Origin of the sequence: Brevundimonas bacteroides DSM 4726 (assembly GCF_000701445.1) — a bacterium.
Taxonomy (GTDB): Bacteria; Pseudomonadota; Alphaproteobacteria; order Caulobacterales; family Caulobacteraceae; genus Brevundimonas; species Brevundimonas bacteroides.
The window spans coordinates 187477-211641 of the sequence record NZ_JNIX01000013.1 but is presented as its reverse complement, the minus strand read 5'-3'; the positions used below and the strand labels follow the sequence as shown (position 1 = coordinate 211641).

Here is a 24165-nt window from a genome sequence, read left to right as displayed (position 1 = left end):
ACAAGGTAGCTGGCGAAACATGACAGAGATTTAAGGCGGCGGCCCCTTCAGCCTGATTTCAGACCAGGCTGTCCCAGCCCAGGGCATGCACCCTGTCACGCCCCAGCGCCGCAACCATGGGCCGCTCGGCGAACAGCCCCGCGACTGCTGGATCGAGCACATTCAGCCCTCCGGTGAAGGCTCCGAATGCCGGCAGGATGAGCCGCCGTCCGTCCGTCACGAAGCAGGCGCGCCTCACCATGCGGGCGTGGGCGACCACGCGGGCGCAGGGGTGCAGATGCCCGGCCACCTCGCCCGGCCGAGCCTGGGTTTCCGGCTCGTGCGTAAGATAGAGCGCCCCCACGGAAAGCTCCGGGACGACCCGCCCGGGCAGGCCGACAAGCCGCTCGAAATCCCCGGCAGCGAAGGCTGCGGCGTTCACCCGCTCCGCGCCAAGGGCATCCCGGTCGTGATTGCCCTCAAGCCATATCCAGTCGCGGTCTTCTGCGAGACGGTCCAGTCGAGCGCGGTCGTCGGGGGCCATTCGCCCGATCGAGCGACTGTCATGGAAGCTGTCGCCCAACAGCACGACGCGGTCAGGCTTCAGCTCCGCGAGCTCGGCCTCCAGCCGGTCGAGCGTGGCGCGGCTGTCGTAGGGCGGCAGCATCTGGCCCCGCGCCGCATAGGCCGAGCCCTTCTCCAGATGCAGGTCGCCGGCCACCAGCGTGCCGTGGACGGGCAACCACAGGGCACCGGAGCAGCGCAGCACGCAGACCTCTCCCATGACTCGCACGGACAGGGAGCCGCAGGCGCGGCGGGCAGGGGTCAGGGTCTCGCGCAGCGCCGCGTTCACGCCGCCCCCTGCAGCTCGGGCGGGGCGTCTTCCATGACCTCGTCGATCAGGTCCTGGGCCGAGGCCTCCAGGATCATGTCGGCCGCGTCGCCGCCGACGCGCTCGCGTCCGATCATGACCAGCACCGGCACGCTGAACGGCGAGGCCCGCTCCAGGGGGGCGTGGCGGATCCGGCCGACGATGCGCGTCAGCAGCTGACCCAGCCGGGCCACGTCCAAAAGCCCGGACGCGGCGTCGGCGCGGGCGGTGCGGAGCAGCAGATGATCGGGCTGGTGGCGGCGGAGCACGTCGTAGATCAGGTCGGTCGAAAAGGTCACCTGGCGGCCGGTCTTCTCGGCGCCCGGCTGTCGACGCTCGATCAAGCCGGAAACGAGGGCGCAATTGCGGAAGGTGCGCTTCATCATAAAGCTCTCCTCCAGCCAGGCTTCGAGATCGTCGCCCAGCATGTCGGGCTGGAACAGGGCGTCCCAGTCCAGGGCGTCCATCGGCCGAATCGACCAGATGGCGAGCGAATAGTCGGTGACCACGAAGCCGAGCGGCCCGACGCCCAGCCGGTCCAGACGGCGGGTCAGCAGCATGCAAAGCGTCGAGTGAGCGATCCGGCCCTCGAACGGATAGGCGATCAGGAAGTGGCGGCTGCCGCGCGGAAAGGTCTCGACGAGCAGGCTGTCGGCGTCGGGAATGAGGCTGCGCTGCTCCTGCAGCTCCAGCCACTCCTGCACGTCGGGCGGCAGGACGCGCCAGTGATCTCGGTCCTGGATCATGCGCCGGACGCGGACCGCCAATGACGTTCCCAGCGGAAACTGCGCCCCGCCCCACGACGGGATCTTGGGGTCCTTGCCGGTGGCGTGGGTCACCAGGGCGTCCATGCCGCTGATGCCCTGGAACGCCCAGACCTGACCGGCGAAGACGAAGGTGTCGCCGGGGCTCAGCTGTTCGAAGTACCACTCCTCGGCCTCGCCGACCTTGCGGCCGCCGATCAGCTGCTTGGAGGCCCCGCCCCGACGCGAGGCGACGCGGACGTTCAGCGTCCCGGCCGCCACGATGGCCCCGACGTTCATCCGGTGGCGCTGGGCGATCTGCTGATTCCGGACGGTCCACTTGCCGTCGGCGTTCCGGACGATCCGGGCGAAGCGGTCGTAGGTCCGCAGCGCGTATCCCCCGGTCGCGACGAAATCGACGACCTCCTCGAACGCCTCCCAGGTCAGGGCGCGATAGGGTGAGGAGCCAGCGATCTCCGCATACAGATCAGCCATGTCGAAAGGCTCGGAGCAGGCCACGCCCATGACGTGCTGGGCGAGCGTATCGAGTGTGCCGGTGTGGCGCGGCTCCCAGTCGAAGGCGTTGTCGGCCACGGCCTCGCGCGCCGCCTGGCATTCCAGCAGCTCGAACCGGCTGGCGGGGACCATCAGGGCGCGACTGGGTTCGTCCAGCCGGTGGTTGGCGCGGCCGATGCGCTGCACCAGACGTGAGGAGCCTTTCGGCGCGGCCATCTGGATGACCAGATCGACATCGCCCCAGTCGATGCCGAGGTCCAGCGTCGAGGTGCAGACCACGGCGCGCAGATCCCCCCGCGCCATGGCGGCCTCGACCTTGCGGCGTTGCTCGGCGGCGAGCGAGCCGTGGTGCAGGCCGATGGGCAGGTTGTCGTCGTTGATGGCCCACAGCTGCTGGAACACGAACTCGGACTGCCAGCGCGTGTTGACGAAGATCAGCGCAAGCTGGGCACGCTGGATGGCGGCGTAGACCTCGGGGATCGCGTGCTGACCGGTATGCCCGGCCCACGGCACGCGACCTTCGCTGACCAGGACGTCGATCTCGGGCGCCGCGCCGGGGTCGCCCCTGACCATCGCGACATCCTCGGAGCGGCCACCCGGTGCCAGCCACTCCGCGATCAGGTTCGGATCGTCGATCGTCGCCGACAGCGCGACCCGCCGCAGCCCCGGCGAAAAGCTCTGCAGCCGCCCCAGCGCCAGGTTCAGCAAGTCGCCCCGCTTGCCCGACCAGATGGCGTGGACCTCGTCCAGCACGATGCATTTCAGGTCTGCGAAGTACGCCCGCGCCCCGCCCCAGGCGCAGAACAGGGCCAGCTGCTCGGGGGTGGTCAGCAGGATGTCGGGTGGATTGTCCCTCTGACGCTGCTTCTTGGACTGTTTGGTGTCGCCGGTGCGGCTCTCGACATGGATGTTTAGCCCGATCTCGCGGATGGGCGTCATCAGGTTGCGCTCGACGTCGGTCGTCAGCGCCTTCAGCGGCGAGACATACAGCGTATGGATTCCGCTGCCCGGCCCGAACTCCGGCCTCGGCCCGCGCTCGGCGAGGTCGATCAGGCTGGGCAGGAACCCCGCCAGCGTCTTGCCGCCCCCCGTCGGCGCGACCAGCAGGGCGTGCGACCCGGCCTGCGCCGCCGCGATCATCTCCAGCTGATGCCGACGCGGCGACCAACCGCGCCGGGCGAACCAGTCGGCGAAGAGGGGAGGAAGGGTCGTCATTCGCTCCACGGCGAGAGCACACGGCATCCGCTGTGCTCGAAGTGGCGGACGTTACGAGTGACGACGGTCAGGCCGTGCACATGCGCCGTCGCGGCGATCAGTTCGTCCGTCATCTCGGAGGCGCGACCGGCGGCCCGATTGGCCTCGGCCAGCGACGCCCATCGCTCGGTGACCGCCAGATCGACCGGCAGGATGCGCTGGTCGTAGCGGAAGATCATCTCCTCGAGCCAGAAGTCGAGATCGTCGCGCCTGCGACCCGGCTCCAAACGCACAATGCCGCGCCGCAGCTCACCCACGGTGATCACGCTGAGGTGCAGGTCCGACAGCAGTTGATCGGACAGCCAACGGACCACGTTCGCATCGGGCCGCGCGCGCTTGGGCTCGCTGATCGCGTTGGTATCCAGCAGATACATCAGAAGGGATCGATCTCGCGCGCCGGTCGTCGATCGCGCTCAAGATCGACGCCTTCCAGCGAAGGACCGTTCAGAAGCCAGTCCTTGAAGTCGCGGGAGGCGCGAGGGTCCTTCAGCCGCTGAAAGTCCTCTGCGGAGACGACGACAGCGGTGGCCTCACCGTGCGAGGAGATTTCCTGAGGCCCCTCTGTCTTCGACCGACGGATCACCTCGGACAGATTGTCCTTCGCCTTGGCGACGCTCCAGCTCATGGCGATCTCCTAGCATGGCTATAGTTCATGGCCATAACAGACGCTCGGGGTTGGGTCAATCCAATGTTCCCGTTCCGGTTCCTCTTCGCACCCGCTATCGTTCGGCCATGTCCGACGAACCCGTCATCGCCGCCCACCGCCTGACCGGCGCCGAGCCCTGGCTCGACCTGCCGCCGGCGCTCGCCGTGCCGCCGGGCGCGGGCGCGGTTTGTGACGTCGACGGCGCGAGGAAGATCGGGCGCGGCGCAGCGGAAGGGGTCTTCACCGGCGGCCCCGTCATGGTCGCCCACGCGAGCCTGACCGCGCGGCGGCTCGGCCTGTCGCCGCCGCCGCGATCGTCGGACCTGCTGGATGTGCTCGAGCTCTGGGCCTTCGTGCGACCGGCGACCTTTTGCGCGCCGTCGCCCAGCGGCCTGGCGCTGGCGCTCGGCATGAGCGAGCCCAAGGGAGCCGAGGCCCAGGCCGCCGCGCTGTGCGACGCCGCCGCGACCCTGCTGCGCGAACTCGCCGATCCCGCCTATCCGCGCCGCGAGGACGCCTTCACCCTGGCCGAGACGCTGGGGCGCGCCGGCTGGGCCTGGGCGTGGCGGGTCTCGGGCGCGCTGCAAACCCAACCGTTGCGGGACCGGCAGTATCGCGGCTCGGGGCTCGACGTCTGGGCGCGCCTGCCGGAGTGGGAGGACGAGGCCCCGCGCGGGGAGGCTGGGTCCGCCCCGGTCGACTCGGAATCCGCCCGCATCCGGTTGGAAAAGCTGCTGCAGCAGTCGGGGCTCGACGAGGCCCGGCCGACCCAGTCCGATTATGCGGCCGAGGCGGCTTTCGCCTTCTCCCCCCGCGACGAGGAGGGCCGCCCGCGCATGCTGCTGGCCGAGGCCGGGACCGGCACGGGCAAGACGCTGGGCTATCTCGCCCCCGCGTCGCTCTGGGCCGAGCGCAATCAGGGGGCCGCCTGGGTTTCGACCTATACCCGCGCGCTGCAACGCCAGATCGACCGCGAAATCTCCGCCCTGTGGCCCGACCCGGCCGAGCGCAAACGCAAGGCCGTGGTCCGCAAGGGCCGCGAGAACTACCTCTGCCTGTTGAACCTTCAGGACATGGTGCAGGCGGCCCAGTTGGGGAACGGCGACCTGATCGGCCTGGGCCTGACGGCGCGGTGGGCGATGCATTCGCGTGACGGCGACATGACCGGCGGCGACTTCTCCGGCTGGCTGCCCGGGCTGTTCGCGGTGGGACCCAGCGCCCAGGCCAGCGCGGGCAATCTGGTCGATCGGCGCGGCGAATGCGTCCACGCGGCCTGCTCCCACTATCGAACCTGCTTCGTCGAGAAGACCATCCGCGCCAGCCGCCGGGCCGATCTGGTGGTGGCCAACCATGCGCTGGTCATGACCCAGGCCGCCTTCGACGGCGCCCGCACCGCTCGCGGCCTGAAGCAGGACAATGAGACCGCGGCCCTGAAGCGCGTCGTCTTCGACGAGGGGCACCACCTGTTCGACGCGGCTGACAGCGCCTTCTCCGCCTGCCTGTCGGGTCAAGAGGCGGCCGAGCTGCGCCGCTGGATCAGGGGGCCGGAGGGGCGCGGCCGTCGCGGACGCGGGTTGGAGCAGAGGCTGGGCGACCTGTGCGCCGACAACGAGCACGCCCGGAAGGCCCTGAACGACGCCATCCGCGCCGCCGCCGCCTTGCCCGGAGAAGGGATCTCCGGCCGCATCGCCCCGCCGTCGGGCGAGGTGAACCCCGTCGGCCCGATCGAACAATTCCTGATGGCCGCGCTGGAGCAGATTCGGGCGCGCACGTCGGAGGCCGCATCGTCGGCCAGTTCGGAGTTCGGCACGGAATGCGCCGTCCGCCCGGCGACCGAGCCCCTGCTGGAGACCGCGCGCGGCGCCGCCCAGGCGCTGGCCGCCGTCGAGGCGCCGCTGCTGGCGCTGGCCCGGCATCTGGAAGACATCCTCGACGACGAGGCGTCGGAGTTGGACGGCGCCGCCCGCGCGCGCATCGAGGGCGCACTGCGCGGACTGGACCGCCGCGCCCGCATGACGCTGCCGGGCTGGCGCTCCATGCTGGCGGCGCTGGAGGAAGGGGGCTCAGAGCCCGACCCCGACTTCGTCGACTGGTTGTCGGTCGAGACGGCGTTTGGGCGCATCCACGACGTGGCCCTGCGCCGTCACTGGATCGACCCGACCGTGCCGCTGGAGGCCGCCGTCGTCCTGCCCAGCCACGGCCTGCTGGTGACCTCGGCCACCCTGTCCGATCCGGTCGCCGAGGCGTCCGGCGGCGACCTGTTCGGCATGGCCCGGATGCGCACCGGCGCCGCCCGCCTGATCGAGCCCGCTCGCACCCTGAAGGTCGAGAGCCCCTTCGACTATGCCGCCAACAGCCGCGTCATCGTCGTCCAAGACGTGGCCAAGGACGACCCCCGCCAGACGGCGGCGGCCATGCGCGAGCTGTTCCTCGCCGCCGGCGGCGGGGGCTTGGGCCTCTTCACCGCCATCCGCCGTCTGAAGGCGGTCTACGAACGGCTGGGGCCCGATCTGGCGAGGGCCGGCATCCCCCTCTACGCCCAGCACGTCGATCCGCTGGAGGTGGGCGCGCTCGTCGACATCTTCCGGGCCGAACAGGACAGCTGCCTGCTCGGCACCGACGCGGTGCGCGACGGCGTCGACGTGCCCGGCCGCAGCTTGCGCCTGCTCGCCTTCGACCGCGTGCCGTGGCCGCGCCCGGATCTGCTGCACAAGGCGCGGCGCGAGAAGTTCGGCGGCCTGTCGGACAAGGGCCGCGGCTACGACGACGCGCTCGCCCGCGCCAAGGTCGCCCAGGCGTTTGGCCGCCTGATCCGCCGCGCCGACGACCGGGGCGTCTTCGTCATGCTGGACGCGGCGTGTCCGACCCGACTGTTCGCGGCTCTGCCTCCGGGGGCGGAGGTTCAGCGCATGGGGCTGGTCGAGGCGGTGGAGTTGACCCGGGCGTTCCTGTCCAACCCCAAGGCCGGGAGACCTTCACCGTCGCCATGACGCGCCGCTAGGCGCTGATTTCGCCACGCGCTTGCTGTAACGAGCGGCCATGACCGACGCCGCTTCACCCCGCCACAACCGCTCTGGCCTGTTCGCGCCCATTGGACTGTTCCTGATCGCGCTGATCGCCTGGTCGGTGTGGTGGTTCGTTCTGGCCGGGCAGGTGCGCGAGCGGCTGGATCAGCGGATCGAGGGCCTGCGTGCCTCTGGATGGGATGTGGCCTATTCCGGCATGACCACCTCCGGCTGGCCGTTCCGGGTGCGGGTCGGCGCCGAGAACGTGCGCGTCACCGCCCCGTCCGGCCATGCGCTCGCCGCGCCCGATCTGGCGGCAGAGGCCAACGCCTGGAACCCGGACAAATGGGTCCTGGTCGCGGCTGACGGCCTGGTCCTGACGCGGGCGGGCAAGGGCGATGTGGCCATCGGCGGGCGGGTGATCCGCGCCAGCGTCAGCGGCCTGACCCAGCGCTGGCCCAATGTCGCGGTCGAACTGGCGGATGTCCGTTTCACCGCCCACCGCGACGCCGAGGTCTTTCCGATCTCGCAGGCGGAGCGGATCGAGGCCTATCTGCGCCCACACCTCGCTCCGGCTGGAACGCCAGGCGTGGAGAGCAGCGTCGACGTGCTGTTCCGCCTCATCGACGCGGAGGGGCGCCTCGGCGGGCCTGTCGAGGGCATGGCCAGAAGCGGCAAGCTGACGCTTCAGATCGAGACGGTCGTCGAGGACGCCGACCGCCTGCAAGGCGCAGACGCCGCTGGCGTGTTCTCGGCCTGGACGCGCGCGGGCGGGCGCTTCACCAACGTGCGGGGCGAGGTCTCGGCGGGCGAGAGCCGGGCGACGCTGGCCAGCGACGTCCTGTCGGCCCGACCGGATGGGCGCCTGGAGGGCACGCTGTCGCTGAACGCCCAACGCCCCATGGCCGCCATCGCGGGGTTGGCAGGATCGCGCGACGGGGCGGTGGATCGCGCGGGGGCGGCGGGCGCCGCGGCGGCCAGCACGGTCGAGGGCGGCGAAGACGTCGATATCGCCATCGTGTTCCGCGACGGTCGCACCTTCCTCGGCCCCTTCGCCCTCGCCCCCGCGCCCAAGCTGTTCTGATGCTGGAGGAGCCCGAGCTCGACGCCGAGCGGCTGGCGCTGGATCGCACCCTGATCGAGGCGCTCGCCGCCCGCATCGCCGCGGGGCCGCACAGCCGCGCCGACGCCCGGGCGCTCGCGCTCCGCGAGGCCCTGCGCGACGCCGATCCGCTTCAGGCCCAATTTCTTCGCACCGTGTATGGGCGGATGGAGGTGGCGGGCGGCCGTCGGTTCGTGGCGTCGGGGCCGCTGTCGGCCGTGCTGGCCGCTGACCGCTGGGGCGCGGCCACGCCAGTGGCCGACGCCGAGACGGCGCTGGGTCGGGTCGATCCATCCGTCTTCGCTCTCATCGACCTGGGCGACCGGCCGTGGTGGGGTCGGCTTCTGGCTCGGCCCGACCTGCGCGTGATCGAAGCCCTGCCCGACGACCGCGCAGGCGTACCTCGAGCCCTGCTGATCGCCTGCGAGCCCTCCGGCCCCACGGGCGACGACCGGACCTTCTGGGTCACCGACAGCGCGCTGCCCGACGCCCGCATCCGCGCAGACCTCTCGGCCTCCGGTCTCGCGGCCACCCTGCTGACCTCTGCGGGCGGGTTGAAGCTCTACGCCATCGCGGGCTATGTGCAGCCCGAGGACGGGCGGCTGCATCAGGCGCCCGGCGCGCTGTCCGGTGTGATCGGATCAGCGCCCGTCTACTGAGAAAGCCCCAATGACCCAGGTCGCCCCCCAGCCGAAGCCCGGCATCCTCGACATCGCCCCCTACGTCGGCGGCAAGTCCTCCATCGCCGGCGTCGCCGAGCCTATGAAGCTGTCGTCCAACGAGAACGCGCTCGGACCCGGCGAGAAAGCGCGCGCGGCCTATGAGGCGGCGATCCGCGCCATCCATCTGTATCCGGACGGTCGGGCGTCCAAGCTGCGCGCCGCCGTCGCCGAGCACCACGGCCTGGAGCCCGAGCGGCTGATCTTCGGCAATGGCTCCGACGAGGTCTTCGCGCTCCTGAACCAGACCTATCTGACGGCGGGCGACAACATCGTTACGGGCCAGTACGGCTTCCTCGCCTACCGCATCTCCGCGCGCGGCTGCGAGGCGAGCGAGAAGCTGGCGCCCGAGCCGAACTACAAGGCCGAGGTCGACGCCCTGCTGGAACAGGTCGATGACCGCACCCGCATCGTCTACCTGTCCAACCCGTCCAACCCGACGGGCAGCTGGAACACCGCAGACGAGGTCCACCGCCTGCACGAAGGCCTGCCCTCCAGCGTTCTGCTGGTGATCGACGAGGCCTACGCCGAATACGTCACCGAGCCGGGCTGGGAGACGGCGCTGCCGCTGGCGCGCGAGGCGACCAACGTCGTCGTCACCCGCACCTTCTCCAAGATCCACGGCCTGGGGGGCCTGCGCATCGGCTTTGGCTATGCGCCCCTGCATGTCGCCGAGGCCGTCGACCGCATCCGCCTGCCCTTCAACGTCTCGGTGCCCGGCATCGAGGCGGCCACCGCCGCCCTGGCCGACGAGGCCCACCAGAAGGCCTCGCGCGAGCTGGTCCAGACCTGGCGGCCGCGCCTGACCCAGGCCATCCGCGGCTTCGGGTTCACCGTCCTGCCGTCGGCGGGCAACTTCATCCTGGTGCTGTTCCCGGATGAGAAGCGCAGCGCCGCCGCCGCCAACGAGTATCTGAACTCGAAAGGCATCATCGTGCGCCAGGTTGGCGGCTACGGCATCCACGACGGCCTGCGCATCACGGTCGGCACCGAGGACCAGAACCGCGCCGTCATCGACGCGCTGAGCGAGTTCGCCGCGAGCTGACGGCGCGACCCCCGCCGGGACCGCGCCGCCGCTTCGTCAGTATCCGGCCGGCAGTTGCAGGCCGTGGCCGTCGGGCGTGCTGTCGCTTGTCACGCCGATGGTGGACGCCGGCCAGTGGGTCTGGATGATGTTCATCATGCCCTGGCCATACTGGGGACTGGCGAAGTCCTGGCCGAGCTCGGTCAGGATCGACAGCCAGCCGGTCGTCACCGCGCCAGCATCGCGCATGCGCTGGATCGCATCGGCCTCGGCCATCGGGCTGTTTGAGCCCGAGACGTCGGTGATGACGTAGACCTTGTAGCCGTTTCGCAGCAGGTCCAGCGTCGTGTGCAGGGTGCAGTTGTCGATCGAGATGCCCCCGATCACCACTGTCTTGCGGCCCGTCGAGGCCAGGTAGGCCGCGACCTCCGGTGTGTAGCCCGAAATCTGGCGCCGGTTGAACCGGTGGATGTCGTGGGTGACGTGCTCGGTGATCTCCGGCAGGAAGGTGCCGTAGTAGTCGTTCTCCTCGCCCAGCAAGACTGTTGGCACACGGAACAAGGGGTTGAATTTGGCCCAGGCGGTGATGTTGTTCCTGAACTGGGCGCGCGGGATGGTGTTGATCACATTGTCCAGTCCCGTGACGTAGTCGACGTAGATGAACACGGTGTCCGAGACCTCGGCTCTTGCGAGCGCGGCCGGGGCCGTGCTGTTCTGGGTTGTGGCGCTGTAGGCCGGGGCGGTCGCGGCGGCCGACACGAGGGCCAGGGCGGCGAGGGCGAGCAGGGATGGACGCATCATCGATCTCCGGAAAGGGCCCGTCGGTCGGGCGCGGGACCCTCTCGCAGGACGCGAAATCCTGCGCGCCCGATGCTGCGTGGACTCGTCTGGATATTGCGGGATTGGACGATGCGTCGCAGCTGTGCCGCCTGCATCGCCCGACAGGCCCGGTCGAGATCGAGGCGACCGACGCCTTGGTGCTGGCCGTCCGCATCAACTTGGTCGCCCGCGAACGGTCGATGGATCGGCCTGATCCCGCGCGGCTGAAGCCCTGCGTGGCCCCGGACTATTTCATCCTGATCCCGGCCGGGGCGCGCTCGACGCTCGCGGCCCACGCGGCGCAGGACGTGCTTCGGCTGACCCTGCGGGGGCGGCTCCTGGCCCGCATCGGCCATGTGTCGGACGGGTGCCCGCTCGCCCCCATGCACGGACGCGTTCTGGTCGATCCCATGATCACCGGCCTGGTCGAGCAACTGGCCGCCTCGGCCCGTCCGGAGGACGAGGAGCTCAACCGCAGCGCCATCACGACCCTGGTCCTCAGCCTCATTCGCATGTCGCAGACGCGCACGGCGGGAGCCCGGGTCGGCGGCTTGACGCCCAACCAGCTGGGTCGGGTGCGCGAGCACATCGAGAAGCAACTGGCGGCGCCGCTGCGTCTGCCGGAGCTGGCCGACGTCGCCGGGCTGTCGGCGTTTCATTTCGCCCGGGCCTTCAAGGCCTCCATGGGCGCGCCGCCCGGCGAATGGATTCGGCTGCGCCGGCTGACCGTCACCCAGAAGCTGCTGGAAGATCACGCCCAGTCGATCACCGACGTCGCCGCCGCCGTGGGGTATGAAAGCCCCAGCCGGTTCGCCCGGGCGTTTCGCGCCGCGACGGGCGTGAGCCCCAGCCGCTTCCGCCGCGCTCAGGCCTGAGGCGGGGCCAGAAGCCGCGTCGAGGCGGTTTCGATGCGGCTTTCCAGCTCGGCCATGAAAGGCCCGCGCTTCAGCTCCGCCGGAATGGGTGGCAGGAACTCATACACCGCCACGCCGGGGTTCCGTCGAAACCCGTGGGCCGGCCAGTACATCCCCGCATTGGTCGCCATCGGGGTGCAGGGCATGGCCAGGTCGCGGTAGATGGCGGCCACGCCCGGCTTATAGTCGGGAACCGCCCCCACCTCGGCGCGGGTGCCCTCGGGAAAGATGACGATCTGGCGTCCCTCGCCCAGACGCTCGCGCGCCTGACGCACCATGTCCTTCAGCGCCTTGGCCGCCGCCTCGCGGTCGACCACGATCATCTTCGTCTTCAGCGCGAACCAGCCGAAGAAGGGCAGGATCGCCAGTTCCTTCTTCATCACGATGCAGGGGTCGTCCAGCATCAGGAAGGGCACGATCACGTCCAGCATGCCCTGATGCTTGGCGGCGACGAAGGCCGGGCCGACGGGCCGGTGCTCCAGTCCCCGGAACTCGACCCGGACGCCCGCGATCCAGCGCAGGCCGAACAGCACGAACCGCGCCCAGGCCCGGATCACCCCCATGGCATAGCGGTGCGGCAGGATCAGCGCGGGCGACAGGCCCACCGCGAAGATCGCCATCGACAGATACAGCCAGGCGACGAACAGAAGCGACCGCAGGGTGGTCAAGACGCCGCCGCCTCCGGGGCCTCGGCGGGCGCGTCCGCGTCCGCGCCCTCGCCGGTGATGCGGTCCAGCGTGACCCGAACCATCACGGCCAGATACTTCATGTACTCCAGCGTCATGCGCCGCGCCGTCACCGCCGCCCGCCACCAGCGGCTGTCGTCCAGAGAGGGCGTCTCGACCGCATAGGGCGTCAGCTCCACGCCCGGAGCGGCGCTGCGGATTTCCATCAGCGACCTAGGCATGTGGTAGTCCGACGTCACCACGATCAGGCTGTCATAGCCCTTGGACCGCGCCCAGGCGGCGATCTCGGCGGCGTTGCCAGTGGTCGTCTCGGCCTCGAAGCCCAGGTCGACGCAGCAGTTGAACAGGCGGTTGGAGCCCGGCGTCAGTTCGCGCAGTTCCTGGCGCCGCACCTCGGGATTAACCCCCGAGATCAGCACCCGATCACCCTTGTCCTGTTCCAGCAGGCGGATGGCGGCGTTGACGCGCTCGGCCGAGGGTCCGGTCAGGGCGACGATGGCGTCGGCGCGCTCAGGCTCGTCCGCGGGCGCGAGGCTGCGCACCCTTTCGGCGAAGGCGAACAGCCCCACCAGCCAGATCAGGGCGACGATCCCGATAAGCGCCAGAAACTTCATCGTTTCCCCCTACCGGCCGGCGTCGCCGCCGCCAAGCCGCGACAGGGCCCGCCCCGCCGCCAGCCGCGCCGCGACAAGCGCTACCGTAGCCGCGACCACCGGGGTTGGCGAGAGGATCAGCAGATCGCTCCAGGCCAGCGGCAAAGCGGGCGTCAAGCCTTCGCCGCCGCCCAGAAACCGCACGAGCGCCGCCAGCGCCAGCGCCACACCGGAACCCGCCGCCCCGCCGACCAGCGCCAGCCGGGCGAACCGCTGCTGGAACAGCCCGACCACAGCATCGTCGGTCGCGCCCGACAGGCTGAGCGTCTCTACGACCGACCGCCGCGCCTCCACGCCCGCCCGCACGGCGTGGATGATGGCCGCCGCGGTGGCCCCGGCCACGGCCAGAAAGGCCGCGAGGGCCAAGAGCGTCACCGTGGCCGCCGACCGCTCCACCTCGCCGCGCCACAGGCTGTGGTCGTCCACCGTGGCGTCGATGCCGGCCTCCGCCAAGGCCCGGCCGAGCACGAGCGCGCTGGCCGGCGCGTCCTGATCCAGCCGCACGGTGACCAGGTGCGGCAGGGGAATGTCCTCCAGCGCCGCCTCGCCCATCCAGGGGGTGAGCAGCTTCTCCGCCGTCGCCCGATCCATGGCGGCGGCTTCCTCCACGCCTGTGACGCCGGCCAGAGCCTCGGCGGCGCGGGCCGCGGCCGCGTCGCCGGTCTCGCCCACGCCGGGCCGGACCTGCACCGTCGCCTCGCCGCGCAGCTCGCGAGCCCAGCCGCCCGCCGCCCGCTCGGCCGAGAGCGCGCCCAGCCCCGCCAGGCAGGCGACGAAGCACAACACAGCGATGACCCCGCCCAGCCACCGCTCGCCCGCCCCGTCGCGGGGCAGGAGGTCGCGCTCCGGCGGCGCGTGCTCGGCCTCGACCGGCCCGAACAGGGTGGACCAGCGGATCATGCCGCCCGCGCCTTGGCCGCCGTCGTCAGCCGCCCGTCCGTCAGACGCAGCACGGTCGCGCCCGAGCGCTGGGCCAAGGCCTCGTCGTGACTGGCGATCAGGACCGTCACCCCCTGCCTGTTCAACGACTGGAACAGCTTCAGCAGCTTCTCGGCCATGACGGGATCGACGCTGCCGGTCGGCTCGTCGGCGACGATCAGCTCAGGCTTGGCCATGACGGCGCGGGCGATGGCCAGCCGCTGCTTCTCGCCGCCCGACAGGCTGGTCGGCCGCTCGCCCATGCGATCGCCCAGACCCACCCAGGCCAGCATCTCCTCGACGTCCGGGCCGTAATCCGCCGGCTTGTCGCCGCGCAGGCGACGGGGCAGGGCGGCGTTGTCGAAGACGCTGAGGTGATCCAGCAGGCGAAAGTCCTGAAACACCGCCCCCATGCGCCGCCGGAAGCGGGGACGGTCCTTGGCCGAAACCGCCGTCGCGTCCTCGCCGAACAGGGCGATTCGGCCCGCGCTCGGCCGCTCCGACAGGGTGATGAGCTTGAGCAGGCTCGACTTCCCCGATCCCGACGCCCCGGTAAGGAAGTGGAAAGAGCCGGAAGGCAGAATCAGCGAGATGTCCGAAAGCACGTCCGGGCGTTCCGCATAACCGAATCCGACACCCGTCAGGCGGACGGTCTCGGGCGAGGGCGCGGGATCGGCGGCCGGGCGGCGCGTTCGGGGCATCGGTGTCTAGTCGTCAGGAACGGCGCGGAAGCGCGCCGATGGGAGGGGGCCGAGGGATCGGCCTCGCATAGTCAGCGAACATGATACTGACCTGCCCGTCCTGCGCCACCAGCTATTTCGCCCCCGACGGCGCCATTCCGGCCGGCGGGCGCAAGGTCCGCTGCCAGTCCTGCGCCCATGTGTGGCACGCGACCGGCGAGGAGCCCCTGACGCTGGAGACGACCGCGCCCGCACCGGCCGCAGCCGCGCCGGGGGCCGCCGAGATCATGAAGGCGGTCAGCGCCGAGGCCCCGCCCGTTGCGCCCGAGACGCCCGCGCCCGAACTGCCCAAGGCGTTCCGCGCGCGCGCCGAGCAGCAGCGCCGCGTGCGCCGCGCCGCCACCCACGGGGCCGTCTGGGCGGGCCTGGCGAGCATGTTCGTGGGGATTCTCGCGGGCAGCTGGCTGTTCCGCGTTGAAGTCGTCGAACTGTGGCCCCGCGCGGCGGCCGCCTACGCCATGGTCGGGGCGCCGGTGAACCCGACTGGCCTGGAGTTCGAGGCCGTCACCGCCAAGGCCATGCTGGACCGCCCCGACATGGTCATGGTGTCGGGCGCGCTGAGGAACGTCCGGGGGCGCGAGATCCAGCCGCCGCCGGTCCGCGTCGCCCTGCTCGACGACCACGGCGCCGAAGTCGGCCACGCGGTCATCGAACTGGACGGTGCGCCCGTGTTGCCTGGGGGCGTCCAGGGCTTCGCCGCCATGATCCGCGACCCGGGCGCCAAGGGCGTCGACGTCGGCGTCCACTTCGTCGGCGCGACGCCTGCCGCGCATGAACCGGCCCACGACGCCGAGCCCGTTCACGGCGACGACCACGCCGCCCCCGCCGGCCACGACCGCCCCCGCCCCGAGGGCGACGACCACGGACTGCGCCCCGCCATCATAGAGGCTGCGCCCACCGCCCACGCCGAACCGATCGACGCCCAGCCGATCGCGGACACCAGCCACGCCGCCGAGGCCACGGACCACTAGGACCTATCGACACCGGGGGCCATCAAACGCTATCCGCCCTTCATGGCCGAAGCTCCCCTCTCGCCGACCGTTCTCCTGCCCGAAGCCGAGGTCGCACGCGTCGTCGCCGAGCTCGCCGCCCGCGTCGCGCCCCATGTCGATGACGAGACGGTCGCCGTGGTCCTCCTGACCGGCGGGCTATGGTTCGCAGCCGACCTGACCCGGGCCCTGTCGCGGGTAGGGAAGAACGTGCGCTTCGACGCCCTGTGGCTGGCCTCCTACGGCGACGAGACCGAGAGCCGGGGCTCCATCGACGTCCGCGCGCCGCTGCAACGCCCCGTCACGGGCCGGAAGGTTCTGATCCTGGACGACGTGTTCGACACCGGCCTGTCGCTGGCCGAGGCCGTGCGGATCGCGAAAGAGGCGGGCGCCGCCGAGGTGCTGACCTGCGTCTTTGCTCGCAAGCCCTGGCCCCTGCCGCGCGCGCCCGAGCCGGACTTCGTCGGCTGGGAGGCCCCGAACCGCTTCCTCGTCGGCTATGGCCTGGATCACGCGGGCGGCCTGCGCGGCCTGCCCGACGTCTGCGCGCTGGACTGAGCGCCTACTGCATGGAGGTCTGGCTGTCGCCGTCGCCGCTCTCGGCCGCGTCGATTCGGAGCAACGCCGTCAGCACCTCGACCCGGTCCTCCAGCGTCGGCGATTCCATCAGGGCCTGCTTCTCGGCCGGCTCGAACGGCAGGGCCATCGACAGGCTGTTGACCAACGCTTCCTGCGGCGCGGCCTCGGCGGTCTCCCAGTCGATCTCCAGCTGGCGGCGTTCCAGATAGTGGCGCAGCGCGAACAGGAAGGCCTCGCGGTCGAAGCCTTCGCCGCCCGTCGGCGCGGTCAGGTCGGCCTCGAACGGCTGGAACGCCGCGCGGACTTGGCGATAGGGCGTCTGGACCGGCAGCTCGGACGCCACGCGGAACCGCGCCACCCCGGTCAGGGTCACCAGATACCGCCCGTCCGAGGTCTCGGCGAAGGTGGTGATCCGTCCGGCGCAGCCCACCGCCGACAGGCTGGGCAGGCGGCGCGGTCCGCCCACCGGCTGGATCATGCCGATGATCCGGTCGCCCGCCATGGCGTCGTCGATCATGTTCAGATAGCGCGGCTCGAAGATGTTCAGCGGCAGCTGGCCGCGCGGCAGCAGGATCGCACCCGGCAGGGGAAACACAGGGATCACCTGGGGCAGATCGACCGCCTTCACATAGCCCTGCGCCATCGCTGACCCCTACGCGAACAGGATGGACGACAGGCGGCGGCGCCCGTCCTTGGCGATGTCGGACGTCAGGCCCGCGGCCTCGAACACGACCAGCAGCTGCTTCCTCGCCGCCTGCTCGTTCCATTCGCGGTCGGCCTGGACGATGGTCAGCAGGCTGTCGACCGCGCCCTTGAGATCGCCCGAGGCGGCCTGGGCCAGCGCCAAGTCATAGCGCGCCTGATGGTCGTTCGGATGGGCGGCGACCCTGGCCTGAAGCTCGGCCGTCTCGCCGGTGTCGGCGCCGGACGCTAGCGCCAGCTGGGCGCGGACGCTGACCACCGAGGGCTCCTTGGAGTCGGCGGGGGCCATGGCGATGGTCTGGCGCGCCTGATCGACGTCGCCGCCCGCCAGATAGACGCGCGCCATGCCGGCGATGGCCTTCTCGTTCTCGGGCTCGAGCGTCAGGACATGGGCGAAGGCCTGGGCCGCGCCGCCGAAGTCCGACAGGCCGAGCGATTCCTCACCCAGCGCCAGCAGCTGCTCCACGTCGGAGTTGGCCGAGGATCCGCCCGTCAGCTTCTCGATGAAGGCCTTGACCTGGCTTTCCGGCAGGGTGCCCTGAAAGCCGTCGACCGGCTGGCCGTTGACGAAGGCGTAGACCGTCGGAATCGACTGCACGCGTAGCTGGCCCGCATAGGCCGGGTTCTTGTCGACGTCGATCTTGACCAGCTTGACCGCGCCGCCGGCGGCCCGGACCTGCTTTTCCAGGATCGGCGTCAGGGTCCGGCACGGCCCGCACCAGGTCGCCCAGAAGTCGACGATGACCGGCTGTTGCTTCGAGGCCGCGATCACGTCGGCCATGAAGCCGGCGTCCGAGCCCTCCTTGATCAGGTCGTCGTTTCCGGCGGTCGGGTCGGCGAGGCTCATCGTGGGGTCATCCTGTCGGCGTGTAATGCGAGAGCCGACAGATGGTCGCGCGGCGGCGAAGACTCAAGCGGTGAAGTCGACGACCATCGCTTGACGCCCGATCGCGTCGAGAAACCGGCGGAATGCACCCTGCGTCAGCGCCGTCGTCGCTGTGTTGGTCAGGGGGTGGAAGTTGACGGTGTCGGCCTCCCAGAGCCGCTGGTCCAGCACGAAGGTCACGCGCCGGTCGACGTCGTTGATCAGCCCCAGCGCCGTCACCGAGCCCGGCCGCACGCCCAATGTCTCCCACATCAGCGTCTCATTGCCGAACGACAGCCGATCCGACCCGATCCGCTTCGGCGCCGCCTTCAGGTCGATGACCGTGTCCTGCCGCGCCGAGATCAGCCACAGCCGACCCTTCTTGTCCTTGAGGAACAGGTTCTTGGTGTGGGCGCCCGGCATGGCGGCCTTGAGCTGCAGCCCCTCCTCGACACGGAACACCGCCGGATGGTCGTGGGTCGTCTGGTCGATTCCACGTTCCGCCAGGAAGGCGAGCAGGCTCTCTCGGTCATGCGGCGGTTGAGCGGTCATGGGCGGGCCGATAGGAAGACGACACGATCCGATTAGCCGAAGGACGCCGTCTCTTGGAACTGGAATGCTACCCGATGTCGTCGCGGCCGCCGGACCTGGTGCCCGGCCGCCAGTCGCGGAACTGGATGGACGCCTTCGCCAGCCGCCATCCCTATCGCTGTCTGCCGCTGACGATGGCCAACTCCACGGGTTGGGAGCTGTTGTGCCCCTTCACCTTCACGGCAGAGTGGACCGGCGGGCCGTCGCAGAACGACATCACCATCACGCCCGAGCGACCCCAGCCGGAGCTGGACCACTTCGTCACCTCGCACTTCTCGCGCGGGGTGCTGACCATGCACCCGCAGTATCTGTTCCGCACGCCGCCGGGCTGGGGGATGATCTGCTCTGGCAGCCCCAACCATATGAAGGACGGCATCCAGCCCCTGGTCGGGCTGATCGAGACGGACTGGCTACCGTTTCCCTTCACCATGAACTGGCTGTTCACCCGGCCTGGCCGCGTGAAGTTCGAGAAGGGCGAGCCCTTCTGCTTCATCCACCTGATCGAGCACAGGAAGATGGAGGCGGTCCAGCCGGTCATCCGCACGCTGGAATCCAACCCCACCATGAAGGGCCAGTTCGAGGCCTGGAACCGCCAGCGCACGGACTTCAATCAGCGCCTGGCGTCCGGCGACCCCGACGCCGCCAAGGAGGCCTGGCAGCGCTTCTACTTCAAGGGCGAGATCCCCGAGGCGCTCGGCACGGCCCCGCCGACGCACGCGAACAAGCGGCGGCTGAAGAACCCGAGGGTGGGGTAGGGAGAAGTGGCTAGCGGCTAGTGGCTAGTGGCTAGTGAAGTTCCGCGGCGAACAGCCACTCAGCCACTAGCCACTAGCCACTGACCCTCACATCGGCCGCGTCACCCGCCCGCCGAGGTTGGCAATCACTTCCCGCGCATCGAAGGCGTTCGGATCCCCTGCCGGCTTCGTTCCACGGCCCAGCACGATCTCGGCGTTGGCCTCGAAGCGGTCGATCTCGCGCACGTCGAAGTCGCTGCGGCCCCAGAAGGGGTCGTTCCAGCGGCTCCAGCCGCGCGGACCATAGTAGCGCCAAGACGGCCCCCAGAACGGGCTGTAGGGCCGGTAGAAGGGATCGGGGAAGGTCTGGTACCGCACGTCGCGGTCGGTCGCGCGCTCGACGGTCGAGAACCAGTCATAGCCGTTCTCCACCGTGATCTCGGCGGCGCGCAGCAGCAGGCTCATCTCGACCTGCTCGCGAGACGTGACCGAGTTGCCGGCGAAGCTGACGCGATAGCGGTCGGTCTCCAGCCGCTGTTCGGCGTATCCGCCACGCTGGCCATTGAAGCCGGCGGGGGCGTAAGCCGTGGAGGTGGCGCAAGCGGACAGCGCGAGCGCTGCGGTGGCGACCATCAGGATGGACTTGGTTTTCATGGGTACGCTCCGGAGGGTGGCGGACACTGGGCCATCCGACCTGAACGGCGCATGAACGACGCCGTTCCGGGGACGCACAAGTCCCTATAAACGCGAGACAATCAGCACAGCGGCAGTCAACAGCAAAAGGCCGACAATGACGCCGAACCATCGCCTGAAGCGGGGCTCGTCCATGCGCCGGGCCAGCGCCGCTCCACCGAAACCGTAGGTCGTCATGGTGATCACGTCCATGAGGATTACCGCCGCAGCGAACAGGGCCAGCTGCGGCGCGGCGGGCCGGTCCACATCCAGGAACGGCGGCAGCACCGCCGTGAAGAACAGCACCGCCTTGGGATTGGCCAGTTGCACCAGGAAGCCGTCCACGAAGGCAGGCCGTCGCGTCTGCACAGCCCGTACCGCGCCGTCCGAGCCCGCGACTGGCGTCAGCGCGGCCCGGATGGAGGAGACACCCAGCCATCCCACATAGATGGCCCCAGCAATGGCGATCCAGCGGAAGGCTTGCGGAAACGCCGTGACCAGCGCCCCCAGCCCCAGCGCCGCCGCCCCGAACCAGACCAGGGTCGCCAGGTTCATCCCCGCCACGGCCAGCAGGACCGCGCGCCGCCCCCGCTCCATGCCCGTGGCGATGGAGAACAGATTCGCCGGCCCCGGCGTCACCGCGAGCACCGCCATGACGCCGCAGAAGGCAACATACAGCTGAGGGTCGACGGGCCAGGACATCAGAAGAGACGCATCAGGCCGACAGGCACACCACCTGCGCCACCCGCAGATCGCGCCGCAGGTCGTCGGCGACCCGGCCGTAGTTGTCGACCGTGACGGGTTCACCCAGCACCGGCTCGTCGGCCCGCGGCTCGCCCCGGATTGCGGGACCGAGCGTATCGGGAGACGTCGTATAGACCCGGCCCCGGCGCGGCGCCTCGGCGATGGTCACGGCGATCGCGCGCCCGGCCCGGTCCAGTGCGGGCGCGCCGGACAGTCCCGCCAGCGTCCCGTCCAGACCTTCGGTTCGCCCGACCTCCGCCCAGGCCAGCACCGGCTCATCGCGTGCTCCGCGCCCGCGCACCTTCAGCACCTCACGTCCCAGAAGCCGCGACGTCACCTCGCCGGGCTTGCCCTGCGGATAGCCCGGATGGAACGCCCTCTGGCCGATCCGCAAGGGTTCACTCGTCGTCACCGGCACGGCCGGCGGCCCTCCGGCGGTGATCAGGAGCGCGATGTCCGCGCGCGGCGCCAAACGCACATCGGCTGAGACCGCCCGGCCGCCGCCGACCACCAGGGCGGGTCTGCGGCACCCCTCGACCACATGGCGCGCCGTCAACCAGCGGCCCTGCCCGGCGATCGAGAAGGCGGTGCCCGCTGCCGGAACGAACGGGGCGTCAGGAGCCTCCACGGTGACGGACGGATCGAACGGGGTGATCGGCCCCAGAAGCGCGCCTTCGATCTCGTCGGGCGGCGGTGGCGCAGGCGGGGCGTCGGCATTCTCGCGGCGGCTCAGCGAAAAGACCAGCACCACGGCCAGAAGGCCGCCGTAGACCAGCCAGTCCGGCGGACGCATCCCAGCCATGCCGGCCTCAGCCCGTCAGGGCGGCGGCGAGGATCAGCGCCGTGGCGATCTTGGCGGCGACCAGCAGGACGGCGGCGGAGACCTCGCCCTCCTGGATGCGCTGGGGCAGGCCGGTCAGGACCAGATCGACCACCCGGAACGCCAGCAGTTGCAGGATCAGCGTCGCCAGTCCCCACAGCAGGATGTCCCGCACCGAGGTCGACACCGACAGAGACACGGCCAGCGGAATGGCCAGGCCCAGCAGCACCCCGCCAAAGGCGACGGCGGCGGCGGAGTTGCCCTCGCGGATCAGGGCGATCTCCTTCCACGGCGTCAGCAGGCCATAGATGACCGCCCCGCCGGCCAGCAGGGCCAGCGTCGCAGCAAGATGCATGACCAGCACCGGAAAGCCGCTGGCGAAAGCCTGCACCTCAGGGCTGGAGAGGGCGTCGGTCAGGGGACTGGCGGCCATGAGAGGAGACGAACCGGCGAACGGATGAAGGGAACGAAAGGCGAAACGACTTGCCCCATTGCGGCCACGATCCGCAAGGTCACGGCGGCCACACTGTATGTCCAATGATTGCGGAAGCGTGAGCGGCCCGATAAGCGCCCGCCATGACCGATGCTGTATCCCCCCTGCCGACCGTTCTTGTCGTCGCCTGCGCTCTGGTCGACGCCGACGGCCGGGTGCTGATCGCCAAACGGCCCGAGGGCAAGGCGCTGGCGGGCCTGTGGGAGTTTCCAGGCGGCAAGGTCGAGCCGGGCGAGCGGCCCGAACAGGCCCTGATCCGCGAGCTGAAGGAGGAACTGGGCATCGACGTCACCGAGGCCTGCCTGGCCCCGTTCGTTTTCGCCAGCCACGCTTACGATTCGTTTCACCTGTTGATGCCACTCTATCTGTGTCGACGCTGGTCGGGCGTGGTCACCGCGCGTGAGCACCCCGAGCTGGCCTGGGTGAAGCCGTCCGGGCTGGCGGCCTATCCCATGCCGCCCGCCGACGCGCCCTTGGTCGCCTGGCTGCGCGACCTGCTCTAGGTCCGGAGGCCGCCGATGACCCCGCTGATCCGCCGTTTCCTCACGGACGTACGGGGCGCGACCGCCATCGAATACGGCCTGATCTGCGGGCTGATCTTCCTGGTGATCGTGACGGCCGTGACCCTGTTCTCGGACCGCGCGACCGCCATCTTCAATCACATCAGCTCCACGATCGCGGGCGTGATCTAGCGCTTGCCGTGCTCGACGACGCCCAGCGCGTCGGCAAGTCTCGCCTTCGCCGATCCCCGCTTCAGCGGCCGGGGCTGGCTCTCGTGCGGCGCCCAGCCTGCCAGGTGGATGATCTCGAAAGTCGCCGGAATGCGCCCGTCGATTTCGGCGTATCGCTCAGCATACAGGCTCGCCGCCCGTGTCAGGATCGCCCGGTCCAGCGGGCGGATTGGCCCGGCCAGCACATTCGTCTCGCCCATCGCGCGCAGATCGCGCACGAGGGCGAGCAGGCCGGAATAGCGCACTGTGACGCGGTCCACGTCCACTACCGGCAAGGCGAATCCGGCCCGCTGCAGCAGCCCCGACCCGTCGAACCCGTCGGCGAACGGCGAGACCCTCGCGCTTGCCCCGCCGCGCAGCTCCAGCTCGGCCTCTGTCAGCACTGCCCTGAGTTCCTTCAGCGTGCCCGCGCCCAGCAGCGTCCCCAGAAGCAGGCCGTCCGGCTTCAGGGCGCGCCGGATCTGGGCAAGGGCGCCGGGCAGGTCGTTGGCCCAGTGCAGCGTCATCAGCGACACGATCAGATCGGCCGAACCCTCCGCGAACGGCAGAGGCGCCGCACCGGGATCGGCGGCCAGACGGCGGTCCTCCAGCCCCGCAGGAACGCCCACCCGATCGGCCGCATCCGACCCGGCCAGCGCCTCCGCGAACGGACCCGGCAGGGCCGAGAGGTCGACGGCGACCGGAAACTCCCGCAAGGTCGCCTCCAGGCTCTGGACGGCGTTCTCGGCGGCGCGGCGATGCAGGAAGTCGGCGTCGGCGAAACGGGCAACCGCGCGCGCCAGCCTCGCCGCCCGGCGGCGGGGGTCGAAGATGACGGGGGGACCGGACGCGCTCATGCGCCATCAGAATGGGGGCTGGAGGGACCGATGGAAAGCGGGTCGGGCGCGCGCCGTGCCGGCCCTGCGCGATTTCGCGCGCGGGCTGACCGACCTGATCCTGCCGCCCTTGGCCCACGACAGCCCCGAGGCCACCGCGCAGGCGGGTCTCACGCCCAACGCTTGGCGCCGCGTGATCTTCCTCGAGGATCCTGTCTGCGACGGCTGCGGCGCGGCGTTCGAGTACGACGGCGGCGACTTCGCCTCGGACCGCTGCGCCGCCTGTCTGGCCAGGCCCTATCGCTTCGAACGCTGCCGGGCGGCCTGCGTCTACGACGAGGCCTCGCGCGGTCTGATCCTGAAGTTCAAGCACGGCGACCAGCAGCAGTTCGCGCCTCTCTTCGCGCGCTGGCTCTCGCGCGCTGCCGCCCCCCTGATTGAGGCCGCCGACGCTATCGCCCCGGTGCCGCTGCATCCCGGACGCCTGCTGACACGCCGCTTCAACCAGGCCGCCGAGATCGCGCGCCCTCTGGCCCGAGACGCGCGGCGCGACTACCTGCCCGACGCCCTGATCCGCGCCCGCGCCACCGAGACGCAGGGCGGCCGCAGCGCCCGGGGCCGTCGCCTCAACGTCAAGTCCGCCTTCGCCGTCACCGAGGCCGGAGCCCGTCGCGTGCGCGGTCGTCGCATCCTGCTGATCGACGACGTCCTGACCACCGGAGCCACGGCCGAGGCCTGCGCCACCGCCCTTCTGGAGGCCGGAGCCCGCGCCGTGGACCTCGCCGTCGTGGCGAGGGTGCGAACCGCGCGCGAACCGCCTACATAGTCCGATCTCGACCCA

Annotated in this window: 28 protein-coding genes; 11 read left to right on the top strand and 17 right to left on the bottom strand. The window is 70.5% G+C overall.

Going from position 1 to position 24165, the window contains the following annotated elements:
* Positions 1-58: 58 nt before the first annotated feature.
* The 4 genes from pdeM to Q333_RS0112190 are packed head-to-tail and all read right to left on the bottom strand — an operon-like array spanning position 59 to position 3988.
* Positions 59-832: a ligase-associated DNA damage response endonuclease PdeM gene (pdeM, locus tag Q333_RS0112205; protein WP_029417308.1), complete on the bottom strand. Its 774-nt coding sequence runs from the start codon at positions 830-832 to the stop codon at positions 59-61.
* Complete coding sequence (locus tag Q333_RS0112200; RefSeq protein ID WP_035294311.1) at positions 829-3324, bottom strand: ligase-associated DNA damage response DEXH box helicase; 2496 nt, start codon at positions 3322-3324, stop codon at positions 829-831. The genes pdeM and Q333_RS0112200 overlap by 4 nt, the downstream gene beginning before the upstream one ends.
* Complete coding sequence (locus tag Q333_RS0112195; protein WP_029417304.1) at positions 3321-3737, bottom strand: type II toxin-antitoxin system VapC family toxin; 417 nt, start codon at positions 3735-3737, stop codon at positions 3321-3323. Before Q333_RS0112195 ends, Q333_RS0112200 begins: the two co-directional genes overlap by 4 nt.
* Positions 3737-3988, bottom strand: a complete 252-nt coding sequence (locus Q333_RS0112190) for a type II toxin-antitoxin system Phd/YefM family antitoxin (RefSeq protein ID WP_029417302.1) — start codon at positions 3986-3988, stop codon at positions 3737-3739. Before Q333_RS0112190 ends, Q333_RS0112195 begins: the two co-directional genes overlap by 1 nt.
* Positions 3989-4095: 107 nt before the next feature.
* Here Q333_RS0112190 and Q333_RS0112185 point away from each other — a divergent pair, with 107 nt between their 5' ends.
* The 4 genes from Q333_RS0112185 to hisC are packed head-to-tail and all read left to right on the top strand — an operon-like array spanning position 4096 to position 9880.
* Complete coding sequence (locus tag Q333_RS0112185; RefSeq protein WP_035294372.1) at positions 4096-6999, top strand: ATP-dependent DNA helicase; 2904 nt, start codon at positions 4096-4098, stop codon at positions 6997-6999.
* A gap of 49 nt (positions 7000-7048) precedes the next feature.
* Entirely contained in the window at positions 7049-8098 is a 1050-nt protein-coding gene (locus Q333_RS0112180; RefSeq protein WP_029417300.1) for a DUF2125 domain-containing protein, read from the top strand.
* Positions 8098-8775, top strand: a complete 678-nt coding sequence (locus Q333_RS0112175) for a hypothetical protein (RefSeq protein ID WP_029417299.1) — start codon at positions 8098-8100, stop codon at positions 8773-8775. The genes Q333_RS0112180 and Q333_RS0112175 overlap by 1 nt, the downstream gene beginning before the upstream one ends.
* Positions 8776-8785: 10 nt before the next feature.
* Positions 8786-9880: a histidinol-phosphate transaminase gene (gene hisC / locus Q333_RS0112170; RefSeq protein WP_029417297.1), complete on the top strand. Its 1095-nt coding sequence runs from the start codon at positions 8786-8788 to the stop codon at positions 9878-9880.
* 36 nt (positions 9881-9916) lie between these two features.
* Here the strand turns inward: hisC and Q333_RS17060 are convergent, their stop codons facing one another.
* Positions 9917-10657: an isochorismatase family protein gene (locus Q333_RS17060; RefSeq protein WP_029417295.1), complete on the bottom strand. Its 741-nt coding sequence runs from the start codon at positions 10655-10657 to the stop codon at positions 9917-9919.
* Between the two features lie 104 nt (positions 10658-10761).
* On the opposite strand from Q333_RS17060, the gene Q333_RS17055 reads away from it, so the two are divergent.
* Positions 10762-11553 (top strand): helix-turn-helix transcriptional regulator, encoded by a 792-nt coding sequence (locus Q333_RS17055; RefSeq protein WP_051651293.1) that lies wholly within the window; start codon positions 10762-10764, stop codon positions 11551-11553.
* On the opposite strand, the gene Q333_RS0112155 is transcribed toward Q333_RS17055, so the two are convergent.
* From Q333_RS0112155 to Q333_RS0112140, 4 genes are read right to left on the bottom strand one after another with little or no spacing between them, the layout of a single operon-like run.
* Positions 11544-12260 (bottom strand): lysophospholipid acyltransferase family protein, encoded by a 717-nt coding sequence (locus Q333_RS0112155; protein ID WP_029417291.1) that lies wholly within the window; start codon positions 12258-12260, stop codon positions 11544-11546. The genes Q333_RS17055 and Q333_RS0112155 overlap by 10 nt on opposite strands.
* Entirely contained in the window at positions 12257-12892 is a 636-nt protein-coding gene (locus Q333_RS0112150) for a YdcF family protein (protein ID WP_029417289.1), read from the bottom strand. Before Q333_RS0112150 ends, Q333_RS0112155 begins: the two co-directional genes overlap by 4 nt.
* Before the next feature lie 9 nt (positions 12893-12901).
* Positions 12902-13831 (bottom strand): cell division protein FtsX, encoded by a 930-nt coding sequence (locus tag Q333_RS0112145; protein WP_051651292.1) that lies wholly within the window; start codon positions 13829-13831, stop codon positions 12902-12904.
* Positions 13828-14550 carry a cell division ATP-binding protein FtsE gene (locus tag Q333_RS0112140; RefSeq protein WP_029417286.1) on the bottom strand — a complete coding sequence of 241 codons (723 nt, stop codon included), beginning with the start codon at positions 14548-14550 and terminating at the stop codon, positions 13828-13830. Before Q333_RS0112140 ends, Q333_RS0112145 begins: the two co-directional genes overlap by 4 nt.
* Before the next feature lie 80 nt (positions 14551-14630).
* Between Q333_RS0112140 and Q333_RS17050 the strand changes: the two genes are divergently transcribed.
* Both Q333_RS17050 and Q333_RS0112130 read left to right on the top strand, forming a co-directional pair.
* Entirely contained in the window at positions 14631-15560 is a 930-nt protein-coding gene (locus Q333_RS17050) for an MJ0042-type zinc finger domain-containing protein (RefSeq protein WP_051651291.1), read from the top strand.
* Positions 15561-15602: 42 nt separating this feature from the next.
* Positions 15603-16136 carry a phosphoribosyltransferase gene (locus tag Q333_RS0112130; protein WP_029417284.1) on the top strand — a complete coding sequence of 178 codons (534 nt, stop codon included), beginning with the start codon at positions 15603-15605 and terminating at the stop codon, positions 16134-16136.
* A gap of 4 nt (positions 16137-16140) precedes the next feature.
* On the opposite strand, the gene Q333_RS0112125 is transcribed toward Q333_RS0112130, so the two are convergent.
* The 3 genes from Q333_RS0112125 to Q333_RS0112115 form a co-directional block, all read right to left on the bottom strand.
* Entirely contained in the window at positions 16141-16800 is a 660-nt protein-coding gene (locus Q333_RS0112125; RefSeq protein WP_029417283.1) for an LON peptidase substrate-binding domain-containing protein, read from the bottom strand.
* 9 nt (positions 16801-16809) lie between these two features.
* Positions 16810-17706, bottom strand: a complete 897-nt coding sequence (trxA, locus tag Q333_RS0112120; RefSeq protein WP_029417282.1) for a thioredoxin — start codon at positions 17704-17706, stop codon at positions 16810-16812.
* Positions 17707-17769: 63 nt separating this feature from the next.
* Positions 17770-18276 carry a prolyl-tRNA synthetase associated domain-containing protein gene (locus tag Q333_RS0112115; RefSeq protein WP_029417280.1) on the bottom strand — a complete coding sequence of 169 codons (507 nt, stop codon included), beginning with the start codon at positions 18274-18276 and terminating at the stop codon, positions 17770-17772.
* A gap of 53 nt (positions 18277-18329) precedes the next feature.
* On the opposite strand from Q333_RS0112115, the gene Q333_RS0112110 reads away from it, so the two are divergent.
* A complete protein-coding gene (locus Q333_RS0112110; protein WP_029417278.1) occupies positions 18330-19070 on the top strand; it encodes a DUF6065 family protein in 741 nt (246 codons plus the stop codon).
* 87 nt (positions 19071-19157) lie between these two features.
* On the opposite strand, the gene Q333_RS0112105 is transcribed toward Q333_RS0112110, so the two are convergent.
* The 4 genes from Q333_RS0112105 to Q333_RS0112090 form a co-directional block, all read right to left on the bottom strand.
* Positions 19158-19703, bottom strand: coding sequence for a CC0125/CC1285 family lipoprotein (locus tag Q333_RS0112105; protein ID WP_029417276.1), 546 nt, complete (start codon positions 19701-19703; stop codon positions 19158-19160).
* Between the two features lie 84 nt (positions 19704-19787).
* Positions 19788-20423 (bottom strand): LysE family translocator, encoded by a 636-nt coding sequence (locus Q333_RS0112100; protein ID WP_029417274.1) that lies wholly within the window; start codon positions 20421-20423, stop codon positions 19788-19790.
* Positions 20424-20436: 13 nt separating this feature from the next.
* Positions 20437-21267 (bottom strand): S1 family peptidase, encoded by an 831-nt coding sequence (locus Q333_RS0112095; RefSeq protein ID WP_029417273.1) that lies wholly within the window; start codon positions 21265-21267, stop codon positions 20437-20439.
* Positions 21268-21274: 7 nt separating this feature from the next.
* Positions 21275-21718, bottom strand: coding sequence for a DUF350 domain-containing protein (locus Q333_RS0112090; protein ID WP_029417270.1), 444 nt, complete (start codon positions 21716-21718; stop codon positions 21275-21277).
* A 143-nt stretch (positions 21719-21861) separates the two neighbouring features.
* Between Q333_RS0112090 and Q333_RS0112085 the strand changes: the two genes are divergently transcribed.
* Both Q333_RS0112085 and Q333_RS17395 read left to right on the top strand, forming a co-directional pair.
* On the top strand, positions 21862-22281 hold the full coding sequence (locus Q333_RS0112085; protein ID WP_029417268.1) for a (deoxy)nucleoside triphosphate pyrophosphohydrolase: 420 nt from the start codon (positions 21862-21864) through the stop codon (positions 22279-22281).
* A gap of 15 nt (positions 22282-22296) precedes the next feature.
* On the top strand, positions 22297-22470 hold the full coding sequence (locus Q333_RS17395) for a Flp family type IVb pilin (protein ID WP_084176072.1): 174 nt from the start codon (positions 22297-22299) through the stop codon (positions 22468-22470).
* Here the strand turns inward: Q333_RS17395 and Q333_RS0112075 are convergent.
* Positions 22467-23345 (bottom strand): methyltransferase domain-containing protein, encoded by an 879-nt coding sequence (locus tag Q333_RS0112075; RefSeq protein ID WP_029417267.1) that lies wholly within the window; start codon positions 23343-23345, stop codon positions 22467-22469. The genes Q333_RS17395 and Q333_RS0112075 overlap by 4 nt on opposite strands.
* Between Q333_RS0112075 and Q333_RS0112070 the strand changes: the two genes are divergently transcribed.
* Positions 23344-24150, top strand: a complete 807-nt coding sequence (locus Q333_RS0112070; RefSeq protein ID WP_029417265.1) for a ComF family protein — start codon at positions 23344-23346, stop codon at positions 24148-24150. The genes Q333_RS0112075 and Q333_RS0112070 overlap by 2 nt on opposite strands.
* The last annotated feature ends 15 nt before the right edge of the window (positions 24151-24165 follow it).